Origin of the sequence: Microbacterium sp. (assembly GCF_047606385.1) — a bacterium.
GTDB lineage: Bacteria > Actinomycetota > Actinomycetes > Actinomycetales > Microbacteriaceae > Microbacterium.
Genome location: NZ_JASGEL010000007.1, coordinates 1 through 25,520 on the forward strand (window position 1 = coordinate 1; position 25,520 = coordinate 25,520).

24 protein-coding genes and 1 tRNA gene are annotated in these 25,520 nt (G+C 72.2%); 11 read left to right on the top strand and 14 right to left on the bottom strand.

Translation table 11 applies throughout. From position 1 onward, the window contains the following. A partial coding sequence (locus QM626_RS00570) for a zinc-dependent metalloprotease (RefSeq protein WP_415072820.1) occupies positions 1-1,071 on the bottom strand: 1,071 nt, incomplete at its 3' end. Positions 1,072-1,192: 121 nt separating this feature from the next. On the opposite strand from QM626_RS00570, the gene QM626_RS00575 reads away from it, so the two are divergent. After that, positions 1,193-2,305, top strand: a complete 1,113-nt coding sequence (locus QM626_RS00575) for a PDZ domain-containing protein (RefSeq protein ID WP_415072822.1) — start codon at positions 1,193-1,195, stop codon at positions 2,303-2,305. Positions 2,306-2,350: 45 nt separating this feature from the next. After that, complete coding sequence (locus tag QM626_RS00580; RefSeq protein WP_415072824.1) at positions 2,351-5,242, top strand: UPF0182 family protein; 2,892 nt, start codon at positions 2,351-2,353, stop codon at positions 5,240-5,242. Between the two features lies 1 nt (position 5,243). Here QM626_RS00580 and QM626_RS00585 read toward each other — a convergent pair whose 3' ends face one another. From QM626_RS00585 to idi, 7 genes are read right to left on the bottom strand one after another with little or no spacing between them, the layout of a single operon-like run. Next, positions 5,244-6,125 carry a prenyltransferase gene (locus QM626_RS00585; protein WP_415072826.1) on the bottom strand — a complete coding sequence of 294 codons (882 nt, stop codon included), beginning with the start codon at positions 6,123-6,125 and terminating at the stop codon, positions 5,244-5,246. Beyond that, entirely contained in the window at positions 6,122-6,427 is a 306-nt protein-coding gene (locus QM626_RS00590; RefSeq protein WP_415072828.1) for a lycopene cyclase domain-containing protein, read from the bottom strand. Before QM626_RS00590 ends, QM626_RS00585 begins: the two co-directional genes overlap by 4 nt. Then, positions 6,424-6,735, bottom strand: coding sequence for a lycopene cyclase domain-containing protein (locus QM626_RS00595; protein ID WP_415072830.1), 312 nt, complete (start codon positions 6,733-6,735; stop codon positions 6,424-6,426). Before QM626_RS00595 ends, QM626_RS00590 begins: the two co-directional genes overlap by 4 nt. Continuing rightward, positions 6,735-8,318, bottom strand: a complete 1,584-nt coding sequence (gene crtI / locus QM626_RS00600; protein ID WP_415072832.1) for a phytoene desaturase family protein — start codon at positions 8,316-8,318, stop codon at positions 6,735-6,737. Before crtI ends, QM626_RS00595 begins: the two co-directional genes overlap by 1 nt. Continuing rightward, a complete protein-coding gene (locus QM626_RS00605) occupies positions 8,282-9,145 on the bottom strand; it encodes a phytoene/squalene synthase family protein (RefSeq protein WP_415072834.1) in 864 nt (287 codons plus the stop codon). Before QM626_RS00605 ends, crtI begins: the two co-directional genes overlap by 37 nt. After that, positions 9,142-10,218, bottom strand: coding sequence for a polyprenyl synthetase family protein (locus QM626_RS00610; RefSeq protein WP_415072836.1), 1,077 nt, complete (start codon positions 10,216-10,218; stop codon positions 9,142-9,144). Before QM626_RS00610 ends, QM626_RS00605 begins: the two co-directional genes overlap by 4 nt. Beyond that, a complete protein-coding gene (idi, locus tag QM626_RS00615) occupies positions 10,215-10,763 on the bottom strand; it encodes an isopentenyl-diphosphate Delta-isomerase (protein ID WP_415072838.1) in 549 nt (182 codons plus the stop codon). Before idi ends, QM626_RS00610 begins: the two co-directional genes overlap by 4 nt. A gap of 280 nt (positions 10,764-11,043) precedes the next feature. Here idi and QM626_RS00620 point away from each other — a divergent pair, with 280 nt between their 5' ends. Next, the gene (locus QM626_RS00620; protein WP_415072840.1) at positions 11,044-12,000 is read left to right on the top strand and encodes a hypothetical protein; all 957 of its coding nucleotides are present in this window, start codon (positions 11,044-11,046) and stop codon (positions 11,998-12,000) included. A 27-nt stretch (positions 12,001-12,027) separates the two neighbouring features. Here QM626_RS00620 and QM626_RS00625 read toward each other — a convergent pair whose 3' ends face one another. Beyond that, positions 12,028-13,536, bottom strand: a complete 1,509-nt coding sequence (locus QM626_RS00625; RefSeq protein ID WP_415072842.1) for a DUF222 domain-containing protein — start codon at positions 13,534-13,536, stop codon at positions 12,028-12,030. 213 nt (positions 13,537-13,749) lie between these two features. Then, a tRNA-Met gene (locus QM626_RS00630) sits at positions 13,750-13,826 on the bottom strand. Between the two features lie 98 nt (positions 13,827-13,924). Between QM626_RS00630 and QM626_RS00635 the strand changes: the two genes are divergently transcribed. Further along, a complete protein-coding gene (locus QM626_RS00635) occupies positions 13,925-14,725 on the top strand; it encodes a carbon-nitrogen hydrolase family protein (RefSeq protein WP_415072844.1) in 801 nt (266 codons plus the stop codon). A gap of 6 nt (positions 14,726-14,731) precedes the next feature. Here QM626_RS00635 and QM626_RS00640 read toward each other — a convergent pair whose 3' ends face one another. Beyond that, a complete protein-coding gene (locus tag QM626_RS00640; RefSeq protein WP_415072845.1) occupies positions 14,732-15,937 on the bottom strand; it encodes a pyridoxal phosphate-dependent aminotransferase in 1,206 nt (401 codons plus the stop codon). 98 nt (positions 15,938-16,035) lie between these two features. On the opposite strand from QM626_RS00640, the gene QM626_RS00645 reads away from it, so the two are divergent. Continuing rightward, positions 16,036-17,649 (top strand): trypsin-like peptidase domain-containing protein, encoded by a 1,614-nt coding sequence (locus QM626_RS00645; RefSeq protein ID WP_415072847.1) that lies wholly within the window; start codon positions 16,036-16,038, stop codon positions 17,647-17,649. A 60-nt stretch (positions 17,650-17,709) separates the two neighbouring features. Here the strand turns inward: QM626_RS00645 and QM626_RS00650 are convergent, their stop codons facing one another. After that, positions 17,710-17,931, bottom strand: a complete 222-nt coding sequence (locus QM626_RS00650; protein ID WP_415072849.1) for an SCO4848 family membrane protein — start codon at positions 17,929-17,931, stop codon at positions 17,710-17,712. A gap of 10 nt (positions 17,932-17,941) precedes the next feature. Further along, complete coding sequence (locus tag QM626_RS00655; RefSeq protein ID WP_415072851.1) at positions 17,942-18,748, bottom strand: hypothetical protein; 807 nt, start codon at positions 18,746-18,748, stop codon at positions 17,942-17,944. A gap of 128 nt (positions 18,749-18,876) precedes the next feature. On the opposite strand from QM626_RS00655, the gene QM626_RS00660 reads away from it, so the two are divergent. The 3 genes from QM626_RS00660 to QM626_RS00670 are packed head-to-tail and all read left to right on the top strand — an operon-like array spanning position 18,877 to position 21,875. Continuing rightward, positions 18,877-20,040: an ABC transporter ATP-binding protein gene (locus tag QM626_RS00660; protein WP_415072853.1), complete on the top strand. Its 1,164-nt coding sequence runs from the start codon at positions 18,877-18,879 to the stop codon at positions 20,038-20,040. Next, positions 20,016-21,581 (top strand): hypothetical protein, encoded by a 1,566-nt coding sequence (locus QM626_RS00665; RefSeq protein WP_415072855.1) that lies wholly within the window; start codon positions 20,016-20,018, stop codon positions 21,579-21,581. Before QM626_RS00660 ends, QM626_RS00665 begins: the two co-directional genes overlap by 25 nt. A gap of 27 nt (positions 21,582-21,608) precedes the next feature. After that, a complete protein-coding gene (locus tag QM626_RS00670; RefSeq protein WP_415072857.1) occupies positions 21,609-21,875 on the top strand; it encodes a DUF3039 domain-containing protein in 267 nt (88 codons plus the stop codon). 3 nt (positions 21,876-21,878) lie between these two features. Here the strand turns inward: QM626_RS00670 and QM626_RS00675 are convergent, their stop codons facing one another. Further along, entirely contained in the window at positions 21,879-23,189 is a 1,311-nt protein-coding gene (locus tag QM626_RS00675) for a nicotinate phosphoribosyltransferase (RefSeq protein WP_415072859.1), read from the bottom strand. A 40-nt stretch (positions 23,190-23,229) separates the two neighbouring features. On the opposite strand from QM626_RS00675, the gene murI reads away from it, so the two are divergent. The 3 genes from murI (at position 23,230) to rdgB (ending at position 25,513) form a co-directional block, all read left to right on the top strand. Continuing rightward, a complete protein-coding gene (murI, locus tag QM626_RS00680; protein WP_415072861.1) occupies positions 23,230-24,048 on the top strand; it encodes a glutamate racemase in 819 nt (272 codons plus the stop codon). A 131-nt stretch (positions 24,049-24,179) separates the two neighbouring features. Continuing rightward, entirely contained in the window at positions 24,180-24,917 is a 738-nt protein-coding gene (rph, locus tag QM626_RS00685; protein ID WP_415072863.1) for a ribonuclease PH, read from the top strand. Further along, positions 24,917-25,513 (top strand): RdgB/HAM1 family non-canonical purine NTP pyrophosphatase, encoded by a 597-nt coding sequence (rdgB, locus tag QM626_RS00690; RefSeq protein WP_415072865.1) that lies wholly within the window; start codon positions 24,917-24,919, stop codon positions 25,511-25,513. Before rph ends, rdgB begins: the two co-directional genes overlap by 1 nt. Positions 25,514-25,520: the final 7 nt, after the last annotated feature.

Consider the following 25,520-nt stretch of genomic DNA (forward strand, 5'->3'; position numbering starts at 1 on the left):
GGAGGCGAGCGCCTTCTCGGCGGGGCCGCCGACGGCGCGCCGGCGCCGCACGACCTCGGCGACGCGGTCGGCCGAGGGCAGGCGCGAGGTCGCGTCGGCGGCGACGACGTCGACCCACCCCTCGATGAGGGCGAGCACGGTCTCCAGCCGCGCGAGCGCCGCCGTCTGCTGCGGGGTCGGGCTCGGCAGCAGCGCGCCGCTGGCGAGCAGCTGCTTCAGCTCCTCCGGCTGCGACGGATCGAACCGGTCGGCGATCTCCTCGAGCGCCGAGGTGTCGACGTGGATGCCGCGGGCGTACTCGCCGATCTGGGTCGTCACGTCCAGCTGCAGCCACCGCGCGTGCCGGAACAGCCGCGCGTGCGCGAGCTCGCGGGCGGCGACCGACAGCGCCAGCTGATCCTCGGGGATCTCGAGCCCCTGGCCGAAGTCGGCGAAGTTCTGCGGCAGGATCACCGCCTGCCCTGCCGGCATGAGCGGGATGCCGACGTCGCCGCCGGAGACGACCTCGGTCGACAGCCGCCCGACCACCTGCCCGAGCTGGGCGGCGAACAGCGAGCCGCCCACCCCGCGCAGCATCCGGCCGGCCCCCGCGATCATCTCCTTCATGTCCTCGGGGACCTCTTCGGCCAGGGTCGTCGTCAACGCGTCGGCGACGCTCGTCGCGACGGGCTCGGCCAGGTCCTGCCAGACCGGCAGCGTGGCCTCCACCCAGGCGCCGCGGGTGATCGCCCGCGGCGGCTCCGAGAGCTCGGAGATCGTGGTGGCCTCGCTGAGCCACAGCGTCGCCAGCGCGAAGGCCTGATCGAGATCGGCGCGCGCGGCCGCGGCCACGCCGAGGTCGGACTGGTTCGCGATGTGCAGTGCCTGGCGCTTGGCCTGCTCCCAGTCGATGCCGCCGTCGCCCGACGCGAACGCCGACTGCATCTGGGTCATCGCCTGGGCCAGCTGCGACGGGTCCACGCCCATCGCCGCGAGCTGCTCGAGCTGCTCGGGGTCGAGCTGCCCGGCGAGCAGGCGCTGCAGCATCTCACGGAACTGTTCTTCGGGGGAGAGGTCGTCGTCCTCGGGCACGGCGGGCGCCTTTCAGCGAGCGGATAACGTCGCGATCTACGCTAGTGGCACGCAGCATCGCGCCGCCCGGCACCGCCCGCATTCGCCGTACGCCGGTCGCGAACGGCACCGGGAGGAATGCGTGAGCCTGTTCGACGACGTGGACGAGACCGCGCCCGCCCGGCCCCGGATGAGCCGGCGCACCCGCATCGGGGCGGTCAGCCTGATCGTGGCGCTGGTCGCGCTGCTGGCGCTCTCGCTGCTGCCGAGCTCGTTCGTCATCGAGACGCCCGGTCCGGTGTACAACACGCTGGGCACGACGACGGATGCCGACGGCGACGAGGTGCCGGTGATCTCCGTCGACGGGGCGCAGACCTACGACACGGCCGGGCAGCTCGACCTGCTCACCGTGCAGGTCACGGGCACCCCGGAGCAGCCGCCGTCCTGGCTCGAGGTCGTGGCCGCGTGGTTCGATGCGACCAAGGCGGTCGTGCCGATGGAGTCGGTGTACTCGACCGGCCAGTCCAGCGACGAGCGCAACGCCCAGAACGCCGCCGAGATGACCGACTCGCAGACCGAGGCGGAGGCGGCGGCGTTCACGAGCCTCGGCTACGACCTCGACCCCGTCGTCGGCGTCTACTCGGTGCAGGACGACGGGGCGGCGGCCGGCGTCCTCGTCGCCGGCGACGAGATCCTCGCGGTCGACGGCACGGCGGTCTCATCCGTCGACGACCTGCGCGCGGCCGTCGCCGCCGGCGCGGGCGCGCCGGTGACGCTGCTCGTCTCGCGCGACGGCGCGGAGCAGGAGCTGCAGGTCGCACCCGCCGCCGGCGACGACGGCACCTGGCTGCTGGGCATCACGGTGCAGATGTCGTACGACATGCCCTATGACGTCACCTTCGGGCTCAGCAACGTGGGCGGCCCGTCGGCGGGCATGATGTTCGCGCTCGGCATCATCGACCAGCTCACGCCGGGCGAGCTCAACGGCGGGGAGGCGGTCGCGGGCACCGGCACGATCAGCGCAGACGGCACGGTCGGCGCGATCGGCGGCATCCGGCAGAAGATGTGGGGCGCCGTCGAGGCCGGTGCGGAATACTTCCTCGCGCCCGCCTCGAACTGCGACGACGTCGTCGGGTACGTTCCCACCGGGCTGCGCGTGTTCGCGGTGTCCACGCTGGACGACTCGCTCACCGTGCTGCAGACGATCGCCGACGGCGGCGACCTGGACGCGCTTCCCACCTGCACGGCGTCTTAGCGAATCGGCAGCATCGGCCCAGAACCGCGCTCGTAGGATGGTGATGTGTCCTCGACCTCAGCGCCGACGTCCGCGGCCCCGCGCCGCACCCGCCGTATCGTCCTGATCTCGCTGGCGGTGATCGCCGCGCTGCTGGTGGCGTTCTTCGTGTTCGCGAATCTGTACGCCGACTGGCTCTGGTACGACCAGCTCGGCTACTCCTCGGTGCTGGCCACGCAGTGGCTCGCCCGCGGGGCCATGTTCGTCGTCGGCTTCCTCGGCATGGCGGTGCCGCTGTGGCTGTCGATCCAGCTCGCCTACCGGCTGCGTCCGGTGTACGTGAAGCTCAGCTCCCAGCTCGACCGGTACCAGGAGGTCGTCGAGCCGCTGCGACGACTCGCGATGTGGGGGATCCCGGTGTTCTTCGGGTTCTTCGCGGGCTTCACCACCTCGGCGCAGTGGGAGACCACCGCGCTGTGGCTGGGCGGCGTGCACACCGACACCGCCGACGCCCAGTTCGGCATGGACACCGGCTTCTACCTGTTCGGCGTGCCGTTCTACTCGGCGCTGCTCGGCTTCTCCTCCGCGGTCGTGCTGATCAGCCTGCTGCTGACGGTGCTCGTGTCGTACCTGTACGGCTCGGTGCGCATCGGCCATCGGGAGCTGCGGATCTCGAAGTCGGCCCGCATCCAGCTCGCCATCATCGCCGGCGTGTACCTGCTGCTGCAGGCCGCCAGCCTGTGGCTGGACAAGTACCTGACCCTCACGCAGAGCGGGGACCGGATCACCGGCCCGACCTACACCGGCGTGAACGCCACCATCCCGGGGCTGACGATCCTCGCCATCGCCGCGGTGCTGGTGGCGGTGCTGTTCTTCGTCACCGCGGCGATCGGACGCTGGCGGTTCCCCCTGATCGCGACCGGTCTGCTGATCGTCACCTCCATCGTCGTCGGCGTGGTCTACCCGTGGATCGTGAACACGGTGCAGGTCAAGCCGAACCAGCTGGCCTACGAGTCGGAGTACTACCAGCGCAACATCGACGCCACCCAGGCAGCGTTCGGCATCGACGACGTGGAGACCACCGACTACGACGCGACGACCACCGCCGAGGCCGGCCAGCTGCGCTCGGACGCGGACACCACCGCGTCCATCCGCATCATGGACCCGGCGATCATCACCCCCACCGTCAGCCAGCTGCAGCAGTACCGCTCGTACTACCAGTTCTCCGATCCGATGGACGTCGACAGGTACACGATCGACGGCCAGTCCCAGGACACGATCGTCTCGGTGCGCGACCTGAACACGGCGGCGCTGGGCTCGGACGCGTCGTGGCAGAACTCGACGCTGGTCTACACGCACGGCTACGGCATGGTCGTCGCGAAGGGCAACGAGCGCACCTCCGACGGCGACCCGGTGTTCCTCGAGAGCGGCATCCCGGCATCCGGCTTCCTGTCCTCGAGCGACTTCGAGCCCCGGATCTACTTCGGCGAGGACTCGCCCACCTACTCGATCGTCGGCGCGCCGGAGGACACCGCGCCGATCGAGCTGGACTACCCCTCCGGCACCGACGGGTCCAGCGAGACCAAGACGACCTTCACCGGCGACGGCGGTCCGAGCCTGGGCAGCTGGTTCAACCGGCTCGTCTACGCCCTGAAGTTCCAGTCGGAGCAGATCCTGTTCTCCGACTACGTCAACGAGGACTCGCAGATCCTGTACGACCGTGACCCGCTCGACCGGGCGCAGAAGGCCGCCCCGTATCTGACGCTGGACTCCGACCCCTACCCGAGCGTGGTGGACGGTCGCATCGTGTGGATCATCGACGGGTACACGACCAGCGACGCCTACCCGTACTCGACGTCGACGAGCATGTCGCAGGCGATCGAGGACGCCAACAACGAGAACCCGCAGGTGGCGCTGGACACCATCAACTACATCCGCAACTCGGTGAAGATCACCGTCGACGCCTACGACGGCAGCGTCACGCTCTATGCCTGGGACGACACCGACCCGCTGCTGCAGGCGTGGCAGAACGTGTACCCGTCCACGCTCAAGTCGGTCTCGGACATGTCGAGCGAGCTGATGAGCCACGTGCGGTATCCGACCGACCTGTTCAAGGTGCAGCGGACCATGCTCGGCGTCTACCACGTCGACGACGCGCAGTCGTTCTACCAGCAGGACAACGTGTGGGCCACGCCGGCGGATCCCACGTCGTCGGATCAGACCGTGAACCAGCCGCCGTACTACCTGACGATGCAGATGCCCGGGCAGGACTCGCCGACGTTCTCGATGTTCACGAGCTTCATCCCCAGATCCACCGGCACCGACTCGCGGAACGTGCTGATGGGGTACCTCGCCGTCGACTCGGACGCCGGCTCGACCGCCGGCGAGAAGAGCGCCGACTACGGCACCCTGCGATTGCTGGAGATCACCTCGGACACCACGATCCCGGGGCCCGGCCAGGTGCAGAACACGTTCAACTCCGATCCCACCATCTCCTCGGCGATCAACCTGCTGAAACAGGGGCAGTCGCAGGTCAAGAACGGGAACCTGCTGACCCTGCCGGTGGGCGGCGGCTTCCTCTACGTCCAGCCGGTGTACGTGCAGGCCTCCACCGGCACGCAGCTGCCGCAGCTGAAGAAGGTCCTGGTGGCCTTCGGCAACGACGTCGCGTTCGAGGACACGCTGGACGAGGCGCTCAACGACCTGTTCGGCGGCGACTCCGGCGCCACGGCGGGAGACCAGCAGGTCGTCCCGGACACGGGCTCCTCGACGGACACCGGCGGCTCGACCGACACCACGGACTCCACCGCCTACCAGGATGCGCTGGCCGCGGCCAAGCAGGCGATGCTGGATCGGGAGAGCGCGTTGCAGAGCGGCGACTGGACCGCGTACGGCGAGGCCGACCAGCGCCTCACGGACGCCGTGAACGAGCTGCTGTCGCTGTCGGGCGACCAGTGACTCACTGAGTCCGCAGCGCCCACCAGACCAGCAGCAGCGTGACGGCGAAGCCGGTGAGCTGATTGAGCCAGAGGAAGCGCCGCCAGCCGGCCGTGGCCGACGCCGCGGTGTCGTCGTCGACGCCGCGGTACGGCCACACCATCAGCAGATAGGGCACCGCCAGCATCGCCGCCAGCGGGCCCGGCCATGCCGTGAGGAGTATGCCGAGGCCGGCGGCGGTGTACAGCGCCAGTGCGAAGCGCACGGTCCAGCGCGCGCCGCGCGCGGTGGCGATCGAGGAGATGCCCGCATCCCGGTCGGCCACGACGTCCTGCACGGCTCCGAACGCGTGCGAGGCGACCCCCCACAGCGCGAACGCGAGGATCACGAGGGCCAGCGGCCACGTCCACGTCGCGCCGGCCAGCACGAGCCCGTACACGGCGGGGGAGAAGAAGTGGATGCTGCTGGTCAGCGAGTCGGCGAACGGCACCTCCTTGAGCCGCAGCGGCGGGGCGGAGTAGAAGACGACGGACAGCAGGCTGAGCACGAGCACCAGCCCGGCCGCGGGCGGGCCGACCGCCAGCAGGAACACGACGAACGGCAGACACGTCAGCGCCGCCGCCCAGAGCGTGAGGCGGTGCATCCGCCGGTCGAGGACCACCCCGTGCACGCCGCCCTTCCGCGGGTTGCGCAGGTCCGACTCGTAGTCGAAGACGTCGTTGACGCCGTACATCGCCAGGTTGTAGGGGATGAGGAAGAAGACCGTGCCGACCAGCAGCACGACGTCGAGGTGACGTGCGGTGAGCAGGTACGCGGCCGCGAACGGGTAGGCCGTGTTGACCCAGCTGACCGGCCGTGACGAGAGCAGGAGGGAGCGCAGCGCCCCGGGCGCGGCGCCGCTCATGTCCGGGGCCCCCGGCGCAGCAGCGCGAGCACGGCCGGGACGCCGAAGGCCGCGCACAGCGGATAGGAGAGGTCCTCGACCGGTGCCAGGCCGATCCGCAGCCCGCTGAGCCGGTCCGCCGGGTAGGAGAACAGGTCCGTCGCGATCATCGCGTTGTCGAACACGACGGTCAGCACCAGCAGCACGACCGTCGTGATCAGGCTCGCGCGCATCCGTGCGGCGAACCCGGGACGTCGCGCCGACAGCGCCGTCACCGCGGCGGTCGCGGCGACGAACGGGAGCACGATGAGCGCGTAGGTCATGGCACCGCCCGTCGCCGCGCCGCGGCGTGCACGACCAGCGCCAGGTAGCACAGGAACGCGAGGAAGAGCGGCTCCTCCAGCGGGAGGTGCGGCGCCAGGTCCACTCCCAGCAGCAGCGGGCTGGAGCCCTTGACGAACACGCCGGCGAGGATGCCGATGAGGTCCCACGCGAGGAAGAACGCCGTCCCGATCGCGATCGCGCCGACCGTGCGGCCGGGCGCGGCGGGGATCGCGAGCCGGTATCGGACGTCCAGCGCGGCGACACCGGCGGCGGCGATCAGGATCGCCGCGAGATACGTGCCCGGCATCAGCGCCCCGCCGGCTCGGGCGACGGCCCGGGCGTGAGGTCGCCCCGGATCCGCTTGCGCACCAGCTCCGCCGAGATGAGGCACAGCGGCAGCCCGATGCCGGGGAGGGCGGAGGCGCCGGCGTAGAACAGGCCGGGCGTGGTCGCGGACGCGTTCGCGGGGCGGAACAGCGCGCTCTGACGGAGCGTGTGGGAAAGGCCCAGCGCGTTGCCCTGCCAGGCGTTCAGGTCGCGCGCGAAGTCGGCGGGCGCGATGGTGCGGCGCACCACGACGCGCTCGGCGAGGTCGGGGATGCCGGCCCACCGGGAGATCTGGCCGATGGCGGCGTCCGCGGCCCGCTCGACGCGGGGATCGCCGTCGCCGTCGACGCCTCCGTGCCCGGAGTCGGGGTCGGCGGGCACCGGGACGAGCACGAACAGGTTCTCGTGCCCGGGCGGCGCCGCGGTGGGGTCGGTCGCGCTGGGCCGGCACACGTACAGCGAGGCGGGGTCGGGGATGCGGCGCCGGTCGCCGAAGACCGCGTCGAAGTTCGCGCGCCAGTCGCGTGTGAACAGCAGCGTGTGGTGGGCCAGCTGGGGCAGCTCGCCGGTCACGCCCAGGAGCACCAGCAGGGCGCCGGAGCTGGGGGTGCGCCGCCGCCACCACGACTCCGGATAGGTGCGGGCCTCGTCCGGGAGCAGCCGCGTCTCGGCGTGGTGCAGATCCGTCGTGGCGATCACGATCGGCGCGCGGTGCCGCGTCCCGTCCGCGGTCCGCACGCCCGCCGCGCGGCCGTCCTCGCGTTCGATGGCGATGATCGGCGTCCCGGTCCGGATGTCGGCGCCCGCCGCGCGGGCGAGACGTTCGATCGCGTCGATCACCGCGGCGAAGCCGCCCTGCGGGTAGCGCACGCCGTCGGCCAGGTCGAGGTGGCTCATCAGGTGGTACAGCGCGGGCACGTGCGCGGGATCCCCGCCGAGGAACACGGCCGGGTAGCCGAGGATCTGACGCAGCACCGGGTCGCGGAACCGGCGTCCTGCGAAGCGCTCGAGCGAGGTGGTCAGCAGCGGCAGCAGTCGGTGCGCGCGACGGAGGAGGGTCGGCGTCAGCAGGTTGCGGCGGGTCTGGTAGGTGTCGTAGAGGAACCGGGTGACGGCCAGGTCGTACGCCTCCGCGGCGGAGTCGAGGTACGTGGCGAGGTGAGCGCCGGCTCCCCGCTCGACGCTCTCGAACAGCGCGATCGCCTGGTCGCGTCCGGACACGACGTCGAGGGGAGCGCGCCCGCCGTCGCCCGGCTCGGCGTAGACCCGGTAGGCGGGCGTCAGCGGGACGAGGTCGAGCTCCTGCCCGGCGCTCGTCCCCAGCATCCGGAAGAAGTGGTCGAACACCTCCGGCATGAGATACCAGCTCGGTCCGGTGTCGAACCGGAAGCCGTCGCGCTCCCACCGACCGGCCCGGCCGCCGAGCTGGTCGCGCGCCTCGAACAGCGCGACCCGCATCCCGTCGCGCGAGAGCAGCGCCGCGGTGGCGAGCCCGGCGATCCCGCCGCCGACGACGATCGCGTCGCTCACGAACGGACGCCCTGCGGTGCGCCGCCCAGCCATGCGCGGGCCGCGACGGCGAGCTTCGCCGACGTCGGCACCCGCACGCGGGCGGCGTCCGGCGGCGCCGAACGCAGCCGTCGCGAGAGCGCCGCGAACAGGTCGTGCGCGGCGGTCACGGCGCGCCGGCAGTCCGGCGGCAGGATGCCGATGACGGCCGCGGCGGCGGCCAGGTCGGCGTCGACGCCGTCGAGCACGCGATCCCGGTCGTGGTCGTCGCCGATCGCGAGGTAGTCGCGGCCGAGGAGGGCGGCGTCGTCCGCGCGGTCGCGGAGGAAGTTCACGTCCTGGAACGCGCGGCCGAGCCGTCGCGCACCGACCACGAGATCGGGGGCGGGGCGCACCGGGACCGTCGTCCCCGCGTTGACGAAGACGGCGAGGCACATGAGCCCGACGACCTCGGCGGAGCCGTACACGTAGGCGTCGTGGGACGCCGGGTCGTGCACCACGGTGGTGAGGTCGGTGCGCATCGATGCGAAGAAGGGGGCGGTGAGATCCGCCGAGATGCCGCACGCACGGGCCGTGCCGGCGAACGCGTGGACGACCGGGTTCGCGCTGAAGCCGTCGGCGAGGGCCGCGTCGACCTCGCGCTCGAGACCGTCGAGGATCCGGGCGCGTCCCGCCGTGTCGACGCCGGCCTGGGCGGCGGGGCCGTCCACGACCTCGTCGGCGATCCGCACCAGCGCGTACACGTGCCGCACGTGCGCGCGCACACGCGGTCCCAGCATCCGCGCGGCCAGCGCGAACGAGGTCGAATAGACCTCGATGATGCCGCCGGCGGCCTGCGAGGCGGCCCGGTCGTAGAGCGCCAGTCCGGTGCGGTCGGTCACGGGATCCGCCGTTCGACGTCGTCGGCGACGCGTGCCACGAGCTCGCGAGCCTGCGCGGGCAGCACGGCGGCGGCTCCCCGCGCGCGCTCGAGCGCGTCGGTCGCCATCGCGACGAGCGTCGTCCGCGCGCCGCTGCGCTCCAGTGCGCGTTGCGCGACGCGGACGCCGACCGGCCCGGTTCGTGCCAGGGCGAGGGTGCCTTCGACGCGTTCGGCGTCGGGGCCGGCGATCGCGAGAGCGACCAGGGGTGTGCGCTTGCCCTCGCGAAGATCGGCGCCGGCGTCGCGGCCGGCCTGCGCCGGGGTCCCGAATGCGCCGATGAGGTCGTCCACGAGCTGGAACGCGAGCCCGAGGTCCGAGCCGCAGGCGCGCAGCGCCACGACCTCGTCGGCGTCGGCGCCGGCGAGCATCGCGCCGGCGCACAGCGGCAGCGTGAAGGAATAGGCCGCGGTCTTGTCGTGCGCGGTGCGCAGCAGCTCTCCCGCGACGGTCGCGGCGGTGCCCAGCGTGTGCTCGACGTCCGAGAGCTCGCCGGCCGTGGAGACGAGCACCGCCTCGTCGAACAGGTCGAGGATCCCTCGCCGGAGACCGGCGGGAAGCGGCGCGAGGGCGACGAGACGGCTCGCCTCGTGCAGCAGCAGATCGCCGCCGAGCACGCCCGCCGCGACGCCGAGCTCGGCGGCCTGCGCCGGACCGACGCCGGCACGTCGGCCGTGCGCGATGAACTCGCCGGCGACGTTGGGCCGGCCGCGGCGGGTGGTGTCGTGGTCGATCACGTCGTCGTGGATCACGAACGCGGTGTGGAGCAGCTCCACCGCGGCCGCGAGGTCCGCCACGCCGTCGCGGTGCGCGGGATCGCCGTTCCACGCCTCGAACGCCGCGTACAGCAGGGCCGGACGGAACCGCTTCCCGCCGTGCGCCGCGCGTGTCGCGGCGCCGGTGAGCCGGGCGAGGGCGGGGTCGTGGCGGGTGGCCCGGGCCTGCAGGACGTCGAGGGCCTTGTCCACCCGACGGCTCACGTCGGTCGCGGCGGCGGGGGAGAGGACGCCGCTCATCGGGCTGATGGCGCTCATGAGGGGAGCAGGGCCGGGGCGGGGGAGAAGAGGCTGAGCTGCGCGGCCTGCAGCACCAGCCACGGACTGAACGCCCAGGGCGTGGCCGCGAGAGCGACGGCGAGATCGGCCGGGGCGACCCATTCGAAGGCGGCCACCTCGTTCGCGTTCGGCTGCGGGACGTCGTCGGTGACGGCGAGGTAGACGGGGCAGATCTCGTTCTCCACGGTGCCGGCGGCATCCGTCGCGCGATAGCGGAACAACGGCAGGACCAGCTGGAGGTCGCGGACGCGGATGCCGAGCTCGTGACCGGCATGACGGTGCACGGCGGCGACCACCGGCTCGGCGGGTCGCGGGTGACCGCAGAAGGAGTTGGTCCACACGCCGGGCCAGGTCCTCTTGCCGAGGGCGCGGCGGGTCACCAGCACCCGGCCGGCGCCGTCGACCACATGGCAGGAGAAGGCGAGGTGCAGCGCGGTGTCCGGGCCGTGGACGCTGCTCTTCGGGGCCGTGCCGATCGCCGTCCCGTCGTCCGCGAGGAGGATCACCTGGTCGCCGTCCGTCATCTCGTCGCTCCTTCGCCTGGCTCATCTCGCTAGTCAAACTAGCAACATGATGGAGGAGTCGGGAGACGCCGTCCAGCCGAGTGCGCCTTCGATCCGCGTGTGATAGCTTCCCGCTGCCCGCCCGAGGTCGCGCCGCTCTCCTGAGACCTTGCCCGAAATCGCGTTATCGATTCGTTATCTGCCCGGTTGTCGCGTTGAATGGTGGTCGACGCGCACCCGAAGCGCGGGCGGCACCTCACCCACCCGAATGCCGCATCGATACACCGGATTGCCTATCGCCTTGACCTCTGAGAACGTGCCCGAGACCCCGCCGACGCGACGTTCGCTGCGAGAAGCCGCGACGCGCCCGACTGCTCGACCGGCCGGTGCGCCTGTCACGGAGTCGGGTCCTCCCTCCCGGGCCGCCCGTCGCGCTCCGTCGGCGCCCTCGCACCGGCGGCTGGCGACGACGTCGTTCTCGATCTGCGTGCTCGGCGTGGTCGGTCTTCTCACGGTCGGGATGACGATGCCGGCGCAGGCGGTCGCCTCTTCCGAGGGGACCGGCTCCGCCGTCGCCGACTCGGCGACCATCTCCGTCGGCAGCGTCGCGACGCAAGCGCAGACCTACGCCGCTCCCGAGGCGGCGGAGGACCCGGTGCTGCAGCGGTCGACCTATTCGGTCGCATCCCTCGTCACCTCGCCGCTCGCGTCCGCCGACTTCGACACCGAACAGGGCGGGCTGACGCTGGAGCAGGCCCAGGCCTTGATCGCCGACTACGTGAGCACCGCGGACACGGCGCCCCTGCGCAAGGGGGAGGCGGTGCTGGAGGCGCTGTATCCGGGCAGCTCCGGACCCGGCGACTGCGGCGACGGGACGACGGTGGACAAGCTCGACAACTGCGTGGGCTTCGTCACCTACTTCATGAACGTCTACACGAGCTTCGATCAGTACGTCTACGCGAACGGCGGACAGGAGGCCACCAACATGGCCGCGGTGCTGGGTCGTTCGACCAGCACGACGCCCACCGTGTACTCGATCGGCTCGGACCCGAGCACGAGCGCGGCCGGCCACACCTTCGTCGTGCTCGGCATCCAGGGCGACGAGGCGATCATCGGCGAGGCCGGATGCGGGCTGACCGAGGGCTGGCCGCGCGCTCGCGCCGTCGCGCTCTCGGAGCTGGAGGGCGACACGTTCGTGAACGTGGCGGATCTCATCCTCGCTCAGCCCCGTTCGCTCTCTGAGCTGCTCGGCTCGTAGCCGGCGGTCGGGTCGTCGGGCCAAGGGTCAGAAAGGCGGCGTGTCGGCAGGGACGAACCTCACCGTCGCCGGCGGGCGGTCTGTGTAGGTCCTGCCGGTCGGGCCGGTCCATTCGATGACGCCGGCGCCGAGTTGCCGGACGGTCCAGGCGGTCTCGTGCTTGCCGACGTGATGTCGTCTGCAGAGATCGCACATGTTCGCGCCACAGGTCTTGCCGCCCTTCGCGTGATCGTGCGTGTGGTCTTTGTCGCAGTCGTGTGCCGGCCGTGCGCAGCCGGGGGTGCGGCAGCGTTCGTCCCGGCCCTCGAGATATCGGATCAGTCCCGCATGGGGGCGGTAGCGGTCAGTGGCGAGGGGCACTCCCGTGTAGGGGTCGGTGAACACGCGATCCCATCCGGGTGCTCTCGCAGCGAGTCTGTGGACGAAGTCGGCATCGACGGGTCCGTAGCCGGCCAGCAGCGCGGGTTCGGCGGTGACGGCGGCGAGCGCGAGGGCCGGGATGGTGACCTGCACTCGCCCGGCGACGTTCTCGAGCCCGTCGCCGTGACTCACCGGCGTGCCGGTGAGCAGGAGCTCGCTGAACAGGTCCGCGCGGAGCTGGTCCACGGTGCGGGGCTCGCAGGATGCGTCTGCGCCGTGGGCCGCGCGGCGGGGGTGGGGCCCGGTCTTCACGCGCACCCGCTCATCGCCTTCGCCCTGCTCATCGTCGTGCGGGGTGTCGTCGTCCGGTGCACGGTCGTGCGCGGTGTCGTCGTGCGCGGTGTCGTCGTGCTCCTCGCCTGCCGCCGTATGCCGGTCGGCGACGGTGTTGGCCATCTGGGTGAGCCGATCGCGGATCGCGTACGCCAGCGGCGCGGGAAGGTCGGCGACCAGTCGCGCCATGCCGTCGTCGAGGTCGTAGACGCGGAGGTGGCGGTCGGCGCTCGCCAGGGCTACCTGCGTGCGATGCGCGTCGGGGTCGACGCTCGCGGCGATCGTCTTCGCGGCGGCGCGGAACCTGGCGACCGATTCCGTCTCGGCTGCGCGCAGCGCGAGGTCTTCGTAGCGGGCACGGTCCGGTTCCGACTCGATTCCCGTGCCGGCGCGGACGAGCGCCCAGGCGTGTCCGGCGTCGATGCGTCCCGCCTCCCACGCGGCAAGAGTCTTCGGATAACGGGTGACCAGGGTGGATGCATCGCCCATCCGGGCCTGCACGGTGCGGTCCGACACGCGGATCGCCATGCCCAGCTCCAGCGACACCTCCCGCAGGATCAGATCCGCCTCTCCCATCCGGTAGCCCTCCGCCCGCCGTCGTTCGACGCGGCCGGCGACGAGGTCGACGGCCGCGGCCAGGACGCGGGCTTCCGCCGCCTGGGCGGCGCCGGCGCGTGAGCGAGCGGACAGCAGCGCCGCCACGAGCCGATCCACGGCACGGACCGACACGTCCGCCAGCTCGGCCGCCGGGCCGGTGGCGCCCGTCGTCCCCGGTCCCGACGCACCCGAGGCGACTGCATCCGGCGTGTCCTGTGCGAGAACAGAACTGCGATCGTGCCCCATGCGAACCTTCTCCCTGCGTGCGTGTCTGCGACGCCAGTGGTCCCGCGATACAGAAGTGGGCACGAGTGCGGGTACTCTTTTATCTTAGATCATAGATACGATGAGTATCAAGTCTTGACGTAAATCTTTTCGTAGATAGGTGCGCTGGCCACCGCCCGCGAGCGATGGAAAAGGCCCCAGATCGTCGGGAAATCCCTGATCTGGGGCCTTTCATGGTTGCGGGGACAGGATTTGAACCTGCGACCTCTGGGTTATGAGCCCAGCGAGCTACCGAACTGCTCCACCCCGCGGCACAAGAGAAGAGCCTAGCACGGCCGCAGAGCCTCGGCGCACCGGCGGTGTGGACGCCGGGTTGCACGCGCCCGGGGCGCGTCGCGAGGATGGAGGCATGTCCCGCGGTCCTGTCGTCGCCGTCGTCCAGTTCGCGCCGGGCGCCGATGCCGCGGCGAACCGCGCGGCGGTCGCCGAGCACGCCGGCCGGGCCGCGGCCAGCGGTGCGACGCTCGTCGTGTTCCCCGAGTACTCCAGCTACTTCGTCGATCCGCTCGACGACCGGCTGCGCGCCCACGCCGAGGACCTCGACGGCGCGTTCGTGACGGGCATGCGCGCGTGCGCCACGGCGCACGGCATCCACCTCGTCGCCGGGCTGGTCGAACGGGCCGCCGACGGCCGGGTGCACAACACGATCGTCGCGGTCGGTCCGGGCGGCCTGATCGCCGCCTATCGCAAGCAGCACCTGTACGACGCGTTCGGGCAGCGCGAGTCGGAATGGATCGCGCCGGGGGAGACCGGCCCGGCGCAGGTGTTCGAGCTCGCCGGGGTGACCTGCGGGATCATGACCTGCTACGACCTGCGCTTCCCGGAGTCCGCCCGGGTGCTGGTGGACGCCGGGGCCGAGCTGATCCTGGTGCCCGCCGAGTGGGTGCGCGGTCCGCTCAAGGAGGACCAGTGGGCGACGCTGCTGCGGGCGCGCGCCATCGAGAACACGGCCTACGTGGCGGCCGCCGACCACCCCTCGCCGCTCGGCGTGGGCCGTTCCGTGATCATCGACCCGCAGGGGATCGTGCGCGCGGGCCTCGACGCCGCGCCCGGCATCGCACTGGCCCCGATCGAGCGTGAGGTGCTCGACCGGGTGCGCGCGGCCAATCCGGCACTTCGACTGCGTCGCTACCGCGTCGTCGCCCGCTGAGGGGGCTCAGCGGGCGAGGGACCGGAGGCGCTCGGACGCCTCCGCGAGCACCTCGACGCGCTTGCACGCCGCGAAGCGGACGAGGCTCGCGTACTCCTCGCGCCGTGCCGCGGTGACGAAAGCCGTCAGCGGGATCGCGACGACACCGGCCCGGTCGGGCAGGGAACGGCAGAACTCGTGGGCGTCCGTGGCGCCGATCGCCGCGGCGTCCGCCACCGTGAAGTACGAGCCGGACGGCGTGAACACCTCCAGGCCGGCGGCATGCAGGCCCTCGCCCAGCAGGTCGCGCTTGCGCTGCAGGGTGTCCGCGATGCCGGTGAAGAAGCCGTCGCCCAGGCGCAGCCCGGTCGCGATCGCGGGCTGGAACGGGGCGCCGTTCACGTAGGTGAGGAACTGCTTGACCGCCATCACCGCGTCGACGAGGGCGGCCGGCCCGCTCAGCCATCCGATCTTCCATCCCGTGGTCGAGAAGGTCTTGCCGGCGGAGGAGATCGTGACGGTGCGCTCCCACGCGCCCGGCTCGGTCGCGAGCGGCACGTGCCGGATGTCGTCGAAGACGAGGTGCTCGTAGACCTCGTCGGTGACGATCACCGCGTCGTGGGCGTGTGCGAGCCGGACGATCTCGGCACGCACCTCGGGCGAGAACACGGCGCCGGTCGGGTTATGGGGGTCGTTGACGAGGATGAGACGGGTGCGGTCGGTCACGGCAGCCCGGAGCTCGTCCAGGTCGGGTTGGAAGTCGGGCCGCCGGAGCGGGACGGTCACGAGCCGGGCGCCGGCCAGCGCGACGCAGGCGGCGTACGAGTCGTAGTAGGGCTCGAAGACGACGATCTCGTCGTCGGGGCCGTCGACGAGGGCGAGCAGCGTCGCGGCGAGCGCCTCGGTCGCGCCGGCCGTCACCAGGACGTCGCGCTCCGGGTCGAGGCGGAGACCGTAGAAACGCAGCTGATGCTCCGCGATCGCGGCCCGCAGGTCGGGCAGTCCGCGGCCCGGGGAGTACTGGTTCACTCCGTTCGCGATCGCTGCGCGGGCGGTCTCGAGCACCTCGGCCGGGCCGTCCTCGTCGGGAAAGCCCTGACCCAGGTTGATCGCGCCGGTGCGGGCGGCCAGGCCGCTCATCTCGGCGAAGATCGTGGGCGCGGGCACGCCGTCCGCCGTGAGAAGTCCGGCGCCGGCCGCTGTGCGGCGCCAGGCGCCGGGAATCACTCGCACCGCACACAGGTTACTCGCATGGTGTGCTCCCATATTCGACATAAGGAACGCACAGGACGGAACGTCACAGTGAGCGTGCTTGTCCAGAAGGAGCAACCATGAGCGACACCGCGGGCACCGGTCCCGACACCCCCGACGCAGCATCCCAGACGACGACCCCCGACTCACCGGCATCGGAGCCGGCCTCGCAGACCTCCGTGCCGCCGCAGGCACCGACCCCGCCTCAGGTTCCCGCGCAGCATGCCGCGGCGGCCGCGGCGCAGATCCCGGCGCCGAGCGCGCCGGCCGCTCCCGCCTATCCGGCCGTGCCGCCCTACCCGGGCACGTACGCGGGTCAGGCACCCGTCGCGCCGAAGGCGCCCTATGCGGCGCCCGGCCAGTCGTTCGGTCCGGCGGCGCAGCCGGGGCAGACCGCGCCGACGCAGCCGCTCGGGGGCACCACGACCTACGTGCCGATCTCGACCGACGGGGCGACCACGACCGGCGCGACGAGCGTCGACACGAAGAAGAAGTCGAACGCCGGCCGCATCGCCGGGCTGCTGGTGGCCGCCGCGATCGTGGGCGGAGCCGCAGGCCTCGGCGGGGCGTACGCGGGCGTCGGCATCTGGGGCCAGTCGACCACGACCACCGCCAGCGGCGGCACCGTCGTCACGGTCAACAACACCGACTCGGTCAACAACACGACGGCGGTCGCCGCGAAGGTCACGCCGTCGGTGGTGACGATCGACGTGAGCAGCTCGAGCAGCAGCACGGCCGGCACCGGGTCGGGCGTGGTGCTCAGCTCGGACGGCTACGTCCTCACCAACACGCACGTCGTCACCCTCGACGGCGAGATCGCGAACCCGACGATCAGCGTGACGACCTCCGACGGCCGCATCTACAGCGCGACCGTCGTCGGCACCGACCCGACCTACGACCTCGCCGTCATCAAGCTCGACGACGCGTCCGGGCTCACGCCGATCACCTGGGGCGACTCGACGCAGCTGAACGTCGGCGACGAGACCATCGCCGTGGGAGCACCGCTCGGCCTGTCGAACACCGTCACCGAGGGCATCGTCAGCGCCCTGAACCGCTCGATCGAGATCACCTCGTCGGCGGCGCCGGACGACTCCAGCGACTCGAGCGACTCGGGCGACGGGGAGAGCCCGTTCTCCTTCGACTTCGGTCAGGGCGACGGCTCGTCGTCCTCGTCGACGACCGACACGATCAAGATCGCGGTCATCCAGACCGACGCGGCGATCAACCCCGGCAACTCCGGCGGTCCGCTGGTCGACTCCGACGGCGACGTGATCGGCATCAACGTCGCCATCGCCTCGGCCAGCTCGTCGTCGTCCACCGACCAGTCGGGCTCCATCGGCGTCGGCTTCGCCATCCCCTCGTCGGTGGCCGAGCGCGTGGCGCAGGAGATCATCGACACCGGCTCGGCCACGCACGGCCTGCTCGGCGCGTCGGTGCAGGACTCGACCTCGGTCGAGGGCGCGACGATCACCGGCGCGTACATCGCCGACGTCACCTCCGGCGGAGCGGCCGCGGCGGCGGGTCTGCAGGAGGGCGACATCGTCACCTCGTTCAACGGCGCGACCGTCACCGACGCCGTCGACCTGACCGCGCAGGTGCGTGCCGCGGCCGGCGGGTCGACCGCGACGCTCACCTATGTGCGCAACGGCCAGACCTATACCGCGACCGTCACGCTCGGCACGCTCGACCAGTAGTCGACGACCGGCTCAGGATGCCGCCTCGCACCTCGCGCGGGGCGGCATCCGCGTGCGCCGTCAGGCGGTCGCGACGATCGCGATCACGGCCGCGACGGCGGAGACCAACGCCAGCAGCAGCGCGATGCCGATCAGCACGGCGTGGACAGTGTAGAAGGCGGTCCGACGCCCGGACTCGTCCCGAGCACGGGCGTCTTTCGCGATGCGCTGGTAGAAGCGCGGCCACACGACCACGTTGTAGACGGCGTTCAGCAGCAGGAGGATGATCAGCGCCCAGGTCACGGCGACGAGCCTAGCGGCGGCGCAGGCGCAGCCGCCGCTCGATCGGCGTCGCTCCGGGACGCGGCTCGAGCGCCGGGGGCAGTGCGGTCGGTGGGACGCCGAAGGCACGTCGCGACGTCGTGACCACGCGGCGCCCCAGCAGATGGTTGCCGGCTCCGCCGACCGCGGCCCCGATCCCGAACGGGAGCGCCTTGCCCAGCCAGGACGCGCCTCCGCGCGTCGCGAAGTGCCGCAGGAACGTCGCCTTCAGACGGTCCAGCAGCGGCCCGATCGCCGCGCGCGGAATCGTCTTGGCGATCATCTCGCCCCAGTACGACTGGCGACTGCCGCCCCGCCCACGGGCCTGCCCCGCCAGCTGCGCCACGAGGTCGATGCCCTCCTGCCCGAGCATGAGCGTCAGCACCAGGGCGCGTGCACGATCGGGATCCTCCACCGGGATGCCGTGCACCTCGGCGATCGACTGCGCGAACAGCGCGCTGGCCTCGAGGAACGCGACCGTCTCGGTGCCGCTGAGAGTCAGGGTCACCGCGGTGCCGATCCCCGGGATCACGGCCGTCGCGCCGACGGCGGCGCCGCTGGCCGTCACCGCGGCCAGATAACGGCGCTCCAGGATGCGGACGAGCTCGATCGTGCTCGCCTCCGGATGACGCAGCCGGACGCTGCGAAGGTGGGCGAGGACGGCGGGGCGCTGCAGCGCGAGCACGCGGTCGAGCGCGCGCACCGTCAACGGGTGCTCGCTCGATCCGGGCGGGGGGAGCCCGCCGTCCCACGGCGCGCCGTCGGGCAGCGAATGGATGCGGGGCACCTTCTCGGCCATCCGCAGAGCGTAGCCCCGGGTCGCTGGTCGGGCGCTGGATGCCGGGCGCGACACGCCCGGGTCGCGCTGTGACGAGGTCTGGGCGACCGTCCAGCGACGGGGTCGGGGGTGCTTGATACCGTTGACGGGTGTCAGCCCCGCTGCCCGGTCCCCCCGACCGCTCTTCGCCCCATGAGACGCCCGATCCGGCTTCGCCGGCGGGCGAGGCGCTCACGCCCGCGCGCCCGCGGCGGCGCACGCTGCTGCCGCATCGCCCGCGGCGCAACCCGCTGCGCCAGTCGCCGGCGCAGGTGCCCGACGATCTCGTCATCCCGCCGCGCCCGCCGCTTCCGCCCGTCGTCCCGCCGCAGCCCGAGCAGCCGGAGGACGCGGTCTTGGACGCGGACGAGCCGGAGCTCGAACTCGAGCCGGAGCCTGAGCTCGAGCCGGAAGCGGAGCTTGAGCCGGAGCCGCTGCCGGAGCCGGAAGCGGAGCCCGGGTCCTCGGCACCCGCGCTCGACGTGCTCTGGGACGATGCCGCCCCGTCGTCCGACACGTCCGCCCTCGTGATCGAGGGCGTGAGCAAGCGCTTCGGCGACACCGTCGCGGTGGCCGAGTTGACGCTGACCGTCGAGCCCGGCACCTTCTTCGGCCTGGTGGGCCCGAACGGCGCCGGCAAGACCACGACGCTCTCGATGATCGCCGGGCTCCTGCGCGCGGACGACGGCAGCATCCGGGTGCGCGGCGTGGACGTGCGCGCGCACGAGCGGGAGGCCAAGAGCCTCATCGGCGTCCTGCCGGACCGGCTGCGCACCTTCGACCGCCTCACCGGCCGGCAGCTGCTCAGCTACGCGGGCCTGCTCCGAGGGCTCTCCGGCGCGATCGTCGACGACCGGGTGGCGGCGCTGGCGGCGGCGCTGGACCTCGAGGAGGCCCTCGGGCGGGTGGTGTCGGACTATTCCGCGGGCATGACCAAGAAGCTCATGCTGGCGGCGGCCATGATCCACGCGCCACGGCTGCTCGTGCTCGACGAGCCCTTCGAGGCCGTCGACCCGGCGTCGTCCGTCGTGATCCTCGACATCCTGCGCTCATACGTCGCCGCGGGAGGCGCGGTCGTGCTCTCCAGCCACGGCATGGAGCTCGTCGAACGGGTCTGCGACCGCGTCGCCGTCATCGCCGGCGGCCGACTGCTGGTCGAGGGCGCCGTGGACGACATCCGCGGCGACGGCACGCTCGAGGAGCGCTACCTCGAGCTCGTGGGCGCGGCGGGCGGCGGAGAGGGCCTGGAGTGGTTGCGCACGTTCTCCGACTGAGGCTCGCGCTCCTGGTCGGAGCGGCCCGGCCCGGTGCGCGCGACCGGGGCCGGCATGTCGCCGGCCTGGTGCTCGTGCTCGTCGGCGTCGCGGTGGCGCTGACCGGGCTGCTCGCGCTCACGCACGCGTCCCCGACGGCGGTGTCGGTCGTGACGGTCGTCGGCGGATCGGCCCTCACGCTGGGGGCGGTCGTCGCCCCGTCCATCATGGGCGACGCGGATCAACTCGACCCGCGTCGATTCGCGCCCTTCGGAGCGACGGCGCGCCCGCTCGCGGGTGCGACGCTGGCGGCGAGCCTGCTCGGCGTGCCGATGCTGGCGATGCTCGTGACCGCTGCCGGCGTCGCCGTGCTGTGGCTTCGGCAGGGCGCCGGGGTCGCGGCCGTCGTGGGCCCGCTGCTGGGCCTCGTCACCATCCTCCTGCTGGCACGGCTGGCCGGCACCCTGTCGGCATGGCTGCTGCGGGAACGGCGCTCACGCGAGCTGAGCGGGCTGTTCCTGCTCGTCGTGCTCGTCGTCGTCGTTCCCGTCGGCGTCTTCTTCGCGTCGCTCGACTGGGGCCGCTCCGTGCCCTCGGCGCTCCTCGTGGCGGTGCAGGTCCTCTCGTTCACCCCGCTCGGCGCGGCCTGGTCGCTGCCCGGCTACGCCCAGTCCGGCGATCCGACGGGGTGGGTCGCCTTCGCGGTGGCGGTGGTGGGCGTCGCGGCGCTCACGGTCGCCTGGTACACCCTCGTCGCGCGGGTCCTGCACGCCGCCGGCCGGCCGGCGGCCGCGCGCCCGCGGGGCATGTCCTGGTTCGCCGTCATGCCGTCCACGCCGGGCGGCGCGATCGCTGCGCGCAGCCTCATCTACTGGACGCACGACCCCCGTTACCGGGTGAATGTGGCGATCGTGCCGGTGGCCGGCCTCGCGATCGTCCCGCCGCTGCTGATCGCCGGTGTCCCCGGCGAGCTCGTCGCCCTGGCGCCGCTGGCGGTCGTCGCCCTGTTCTTCGGCTGGCTCCCGCACAACGACCTCGCCTACGACTCCACGGCGCTGTGGCTGCACATCGCGGCGGGCGTGCGCGGCTTCTCCGATCGTGCCGGGCGACTCCTCCCGATCCTCCTCGTCGGCATCCCCGTGCTCGCCGTCGGCGTCCCGCTGTCGGTCGCGATCAGCGGACGCTGGGCGCATGCGCCCGCCCTCATCGGGGTCTGCGCCAGCCTGTTCCTCGCCGGGCTCGGCCTCAGCTCGATCGCGTCCGCCGCCGCTCCCTACCCGGTCAGCCGGCCGGGCGACAGCCCGTTCCAGCAGCCGGTGCGCACGAGCGGCGGCGGGATCCTCTCGCAGACCCTCGTGATGCTCGGCGCCCTCGCTGCCAGCGCCCCCGCGCTGTGGTGGGGCGTTCTCGCGGTGATGGTCGATCCGGCGTACGGCATGCTCGCCCTGGCGGCGGGACTGGGCGCGGGGCTGGTCGTGCTGGGGATCGGGCTGGCGGTCGGCTCCGCGGTGTTCGCGCATCGCGGCAGTGCGCTGATGGAGTTCGCCGAGACGACCGCGTGAGCGGCCCGACGGGTAGAATCGGGCACCATGAGCACGCCCTCAGACCGCCCGGATGCCGGCGGCACGACGACTCTCGACCGTGAGCTCGAAGAGCTCATCCGCGAGGAGAACATCGAACCGGGCGATCATGAGCGCTTCTCGCACTACGTGCAGAAGGAGAAGATCCTCGAATCCGCGCTGACCGGCAAACCGGTGCGCGCGCTCTGCGGCAAGAAATGGACGCCGGGGCGTGACCCGGAGAAGTTCCCGGTCTGCCCCACCTGCAAAGAGATCTACGAGTCGCTGCGCGCCTGAGCCTCACACGTAGAGGGTCGGGATCGCCGGGTCCGACCGGCTGAGCCCGAGCGCCGCGTCCGGCAGCTCCGCGCGCACCGCAGCATGGTGCGCGCGTGCGGCGGCGACGCCCGCCGCCCCCTCGAACGCGGAGTCGGGCTCGCCCGCCACGACCAGGGGCGTCTGCAGCCCACGCGAGTCCGGATGCGCCGCGGACGTGTCCGGCTCGTCGTAGCCCGCCACGGCCGTGATGACCTCGGCGTCCGCGACACCCCCGGCGAGCCGCCGGAAGGCCGTCTTGCGCCCGCCCTTCGACACCTTGTCCGCGGACGCCTTCGCGACGCTCGTCCAGGAGCCGCCCGCATCCTGCCGGGCGACGAGCTTGTACACCATGCCCGCCGTCGGCGTGCCGGACCCGGTGACCACGGAGGTGCCCACGCCGTAGGCGTCCACGGGCGCCGAGGCGAGCGCGGCCACCGCGAACTCGTCCAGGTCGCTCGTGACGGTGATACGCGTGCCGGTCGCACCCAGCGCGTCGAGCTGCGCGCGCACGGCCCGCGCGACGACAGGCAGGTCGCCGGAGTCGATGCGCACCCCGCCCAGGCCGGGGCCCGCCACCCGGATCGCCGTCTCGACGCCGCGCGCGATGTCGTACGTGTCCACCAGCAGCGTCGTGTCGAGCCCGAGCGTCGCGATCTGGGCGCGGAAGGCGTCCTCCTCGGTGTCGTGCAGCAGCGTCCAGGCGTGCGCGGCCGTGCCCATCGTCGGCACGCCCCAGACCCGCCCCGCCTCCAGATTGCTCGTGGCCGCGAACCCGGCGATGTACGCGGAGCGAGCCGCGGCCACCGCGGATCGCTCACCGGCGCGGCGGGAGCCCATCTCCGCGAGCGGGCGGGAGCCGGCCGCGATGCTCATGCGGGCCGCCGCCGTCGCCACCGCCGAGTCGTGGTTGAGCACGCTGAGGGCGAGGGTCTCCAGCACGACCGCGTCCGCGAAGGTGCCGGTCACGGTCAGCACCGGCGAGCCGGGGAAGTACAGCTCTCCCTCCCGGTAGCCGGTGATCGACCCGCGGAACCGGAAGTCGGCGAGGAAGGCGACGGTGGCGGCGTCCACCACCCGCTCGTCGCGCAGGAACCGCAGCTCGTCGTCGCCGAAGCGAAACTCGCGCAGCAGCGACAGGAGCCGACCGGTGCCGGCGACGACGCCGAAGCGGCGGCCGCCGGCCAGGCGCCGGGCGAACAGGTCGAACACGCAGGGCCGGGTCGCGGTCCCGTCGCGCAACGCCGCCTCGAGCATGGTCAGCTCGTATCGATCGGTCAGCAGCGCCGTGCTCATGCCGGTCACTCTATCCAGCCACCGCGTAGGCTTGACGATCGTGGACGACGCGCCGATCGGGATCTTCGACTCCGGAGTCGGCGGGCTCACGGTGGCGCGGGCGATCTCGCAGCTGCTGCCCCGCGAGTCGCTGCTCTACATCGGCGACACCGCCCGGTCGCCCTACGGCCCGAAGCCGATCGCCGACGTGCGACGGTACTCGCTCGAGATCCTCGACACGCTGGTCGAGCAGGGCGTGAAGATGCTCGTGATCGCCTGCAACACGGCATCCGCGGCCATGCTGCGCGACGCCCGCGAGCGCTACGACGTGCCGGTCGTGGAGGTCATCGGCCCCGCCGTGCGCACCGCGATGTCGACGACCCGCAACGGCCGCATCGGGGTCATCGGCACCGTCGGCACGATCGGCTCGGGCGCCTACCAGGACATGCTGGAGGTCAACGCGAACCTGACCGTGTTCGCCCAGGCGTGCCCCCGATTCGTCGACTTCGTCGAGGCCGGTGTCACCGACACCCCGGAGGTGCTGGCCGTCGCCGAGGAGTACCTGGCGCCGTTGCGGCACGCCGGCGTGGACACCGTCGTGCTCGGCTGCACGCACTACCCGTTCCTGGAGGGTGCGATCAGCTACGTGCTGGGGGAGGGCGTGAGCCTCGTCTCCAGCGACACCGAGACGGCGAAGGACGTCTACCGGCAGCTGGTCTCGCGCGACCTGCTCGCCGGCCCTGCCGCCGCCGCCCGCCACGTCTACGAGGCCACCGGATCCTCCGCCGACGATTTCATCGAGCTCGCGCACCGGCTGATGGGGCGTGAGGTGCGCACCGTGCAGCTCGTGCAGACCGGCGCGATCGACCTGCCCCGCTGACCCGCCGCATCCCCCCATGTCCCAGTTTGGCCTATGTCCCAGTTTGGCGCGGTAAGGGCACCCCTTACCGCGCCAAACTGGGACATCTACCACGCCGAACTGGGACATACCCGACCTCCGGAGGAGAGAGAATGACTGACACCGTCCGTGCCGATGGGCGCGCCACCGACCAGCTGCGTCCGGTCACGATCGAGCGGGGCTGGTCGAGCCAGGCCGAGGGCTCGGCGCTGATCTCGTTCGGCGGCACGAGGGTGCTGTGCACGGCATCCTTCACCAACGGCGTGCCGCGATGGCTCACCGGCAAGGGCAAGGGCTGGGTCACCGCCGAGTACGCGATGCTGCCGCGGGCGACGAACAGCCGCAACGACCGCGAGTCGGTCAAGGGCCGCATCGGCGGCCGCACGCACGAGATCTCGCGGCTCATCGGCCGTGCGCTGCGGGCCGTCGTCGACACCAAGGCGCTGGGCGAGAACACCGTCGTCATCGACTGCGACGTGCTGCAGGCCGACGGGGGCACCCGCACGGCGGCGATCACGGGCGCGTACGTCGCCCTCGCCGACGCGATCGCCTGGGGGCGCGAGAAAGGCTTCGTCGCGAAGAGGTCGACCCCCCTGATCGACTCGGTCTCGGCGGTGTCGGTGGGGATCATCGACGGCGAGCCGATGCTCGACCTCGCCTACGTCGAGGACGTGCGCGCCGAGACGGACATGAACATCGTCGTCACCGGCCGTGGCCTGTTCGTCGAGGTGCAGGGCACCGCCGAGGGCGCGCCGTTCGACAAGTCCGAGCTCGACGCGCTGCTGGCGCTGGGCGTGGCCGGATGCGGCGAGCTGCGCGAGCTCCAGACCGCCATCCTGGCGGAGGACTGATGGCGCGGATCGTCCTGGCCACGCACAACCCGCACAAGGTCGAGGAGTTCGGCCAGATCGTGGCGGGCGCGCGGCCCGACCTGGAGGTCGTCGGATACGACGGGCCGGAGCCCGTCGAGGACGGGGTGACCTTCGCGGCGAACGCGCTGATCAAGGCGCGCGCCGCCTGTGCGCACACCGCCCTGCCGGCGCTGGCCGACGACTCCGGCATCTGCGTGGATGTGCTCGGCGGCGCACCGGGCGTGTTCTCCGCGTACTGGGCGGGGCACCGCAAGGACGCGCGGGCCAACCTGGACCTGCTCCTGGACCAGCTCTCCGACATCGCCGACCCCCACCGCACCGCACGGTTCGTGTCCACGATCGCGCTCGTGCGTCCCGACGGCACCGAGGACGTGGTCGAGGGCGTCTGGCCGGGCCGGCTCGCCGCCGTCGCGTCCGGGGAGGGAGGGTTCGGCTACGATCCGATCTTCATCCCCGATGGCCAGCCGGCGGACGCCGAGCGCACGGTGGGCGCGTGGACCGCCGCCGAGAAGAACGCCGGCTCCCACCGCGCCCGCGCGTTCCGTGCGCTGCTTCCCCTGCTGCGCGGGCTCTGACCGAGAA

Coding starts and splice junctions, on each gene's coding strand:
- QM626_RS00585 (WP_415072826.1), bottom strand. CDS start 6,125: ATGAGCGGCGCCGCGCCCGGGGCGCTGCGCTCCCTCCTGCTCTCGTCA.
- QM626_RS00590 (WP_415072828.1), bottom strand. CDS start 6,427: ATGACCTACGCGCTCATCGTGCTCCCGTTCGTCGCCGCGACCGCCGCG.
- QM626_RS00595 (WP_415072830.1), bottom strand. CDS start 6,735: ATGCCGGGCACGTATCTCGCGGCGATCCTGATCGCCGCCGCCGGTGTC.
- crtI (WP_415072832.1), bottom strand. CDS start 8,318: ATGGCTGGGCGGCGCACCGCAGGGCGTCCGTTCGTGAGCGACGCGATC.
- QM626_RS00610 (WP_415072836.1), bottom strand. CDS start 10,218: ATGAGCGCCATCAGCCCGATGAGCGGCGTCCTCTCCCCCGCCGCCGCG.
- idi (WP_415072838.1), bottom strand. CDS start 10,763: ATGACGGACGGCGACCAGGTGATCCTCCTCGCGGACGACGGGACGGCG.
- QM626_RS00625 (WP_415072842.1), bottom strand. CDS start 13,536: ATGGGGCACGATCGCAGTTCTGTTCTCGCACAGGACACGCCGGATGCA.
- QM626_RS00635 (WP_415072844.1), top strand. CDS start 13,925: ATGTCCCGCGGTCCTGTCGTCGCCGTCGTCCAGTTCGCGCCGGGCGCC.
- QM626_RS00645 (WP_415072847.1), top strand. CDS start 16,036: ATGAGCGACACCGCGGGCACCGGTCCCGACACCCCCGACGCAGCATCC.
- QM626_RS00655 (WP_415072851.1), bottom strand. CDS start 18,748: ATGGCCGAGAAGGTGCCCCGCATCCATTCGCTGCCCGACGGCGCGCCG.
- QM626_RS00670 (WP_415072857.1), top strand. CDS start 21,609: ATGAGCACGCCCTCAGACCGCCCGGATGCCGGCGGCACGACGACTCTC.
- QM626_RS00675 (WP_415072859.1), bottom strand. CDS start 23,189: ATGAGCACGGCGCTGCTGACCGATCGATACGAGCTGACCATGCTCGAG.
- rph (WP_415072863.1), top strand. CDS start 24,180: ATGACTGACACCGTCCGTGCCGATGGGCGCGCCACCGACCAGCTGCGT.
- rdgB (WP_415072865.1), top strand. CDS start 24,917: ATGGCGCGGATCGTCCTGGCCACGCACAACCCGCACAAGGTCGAGGAG.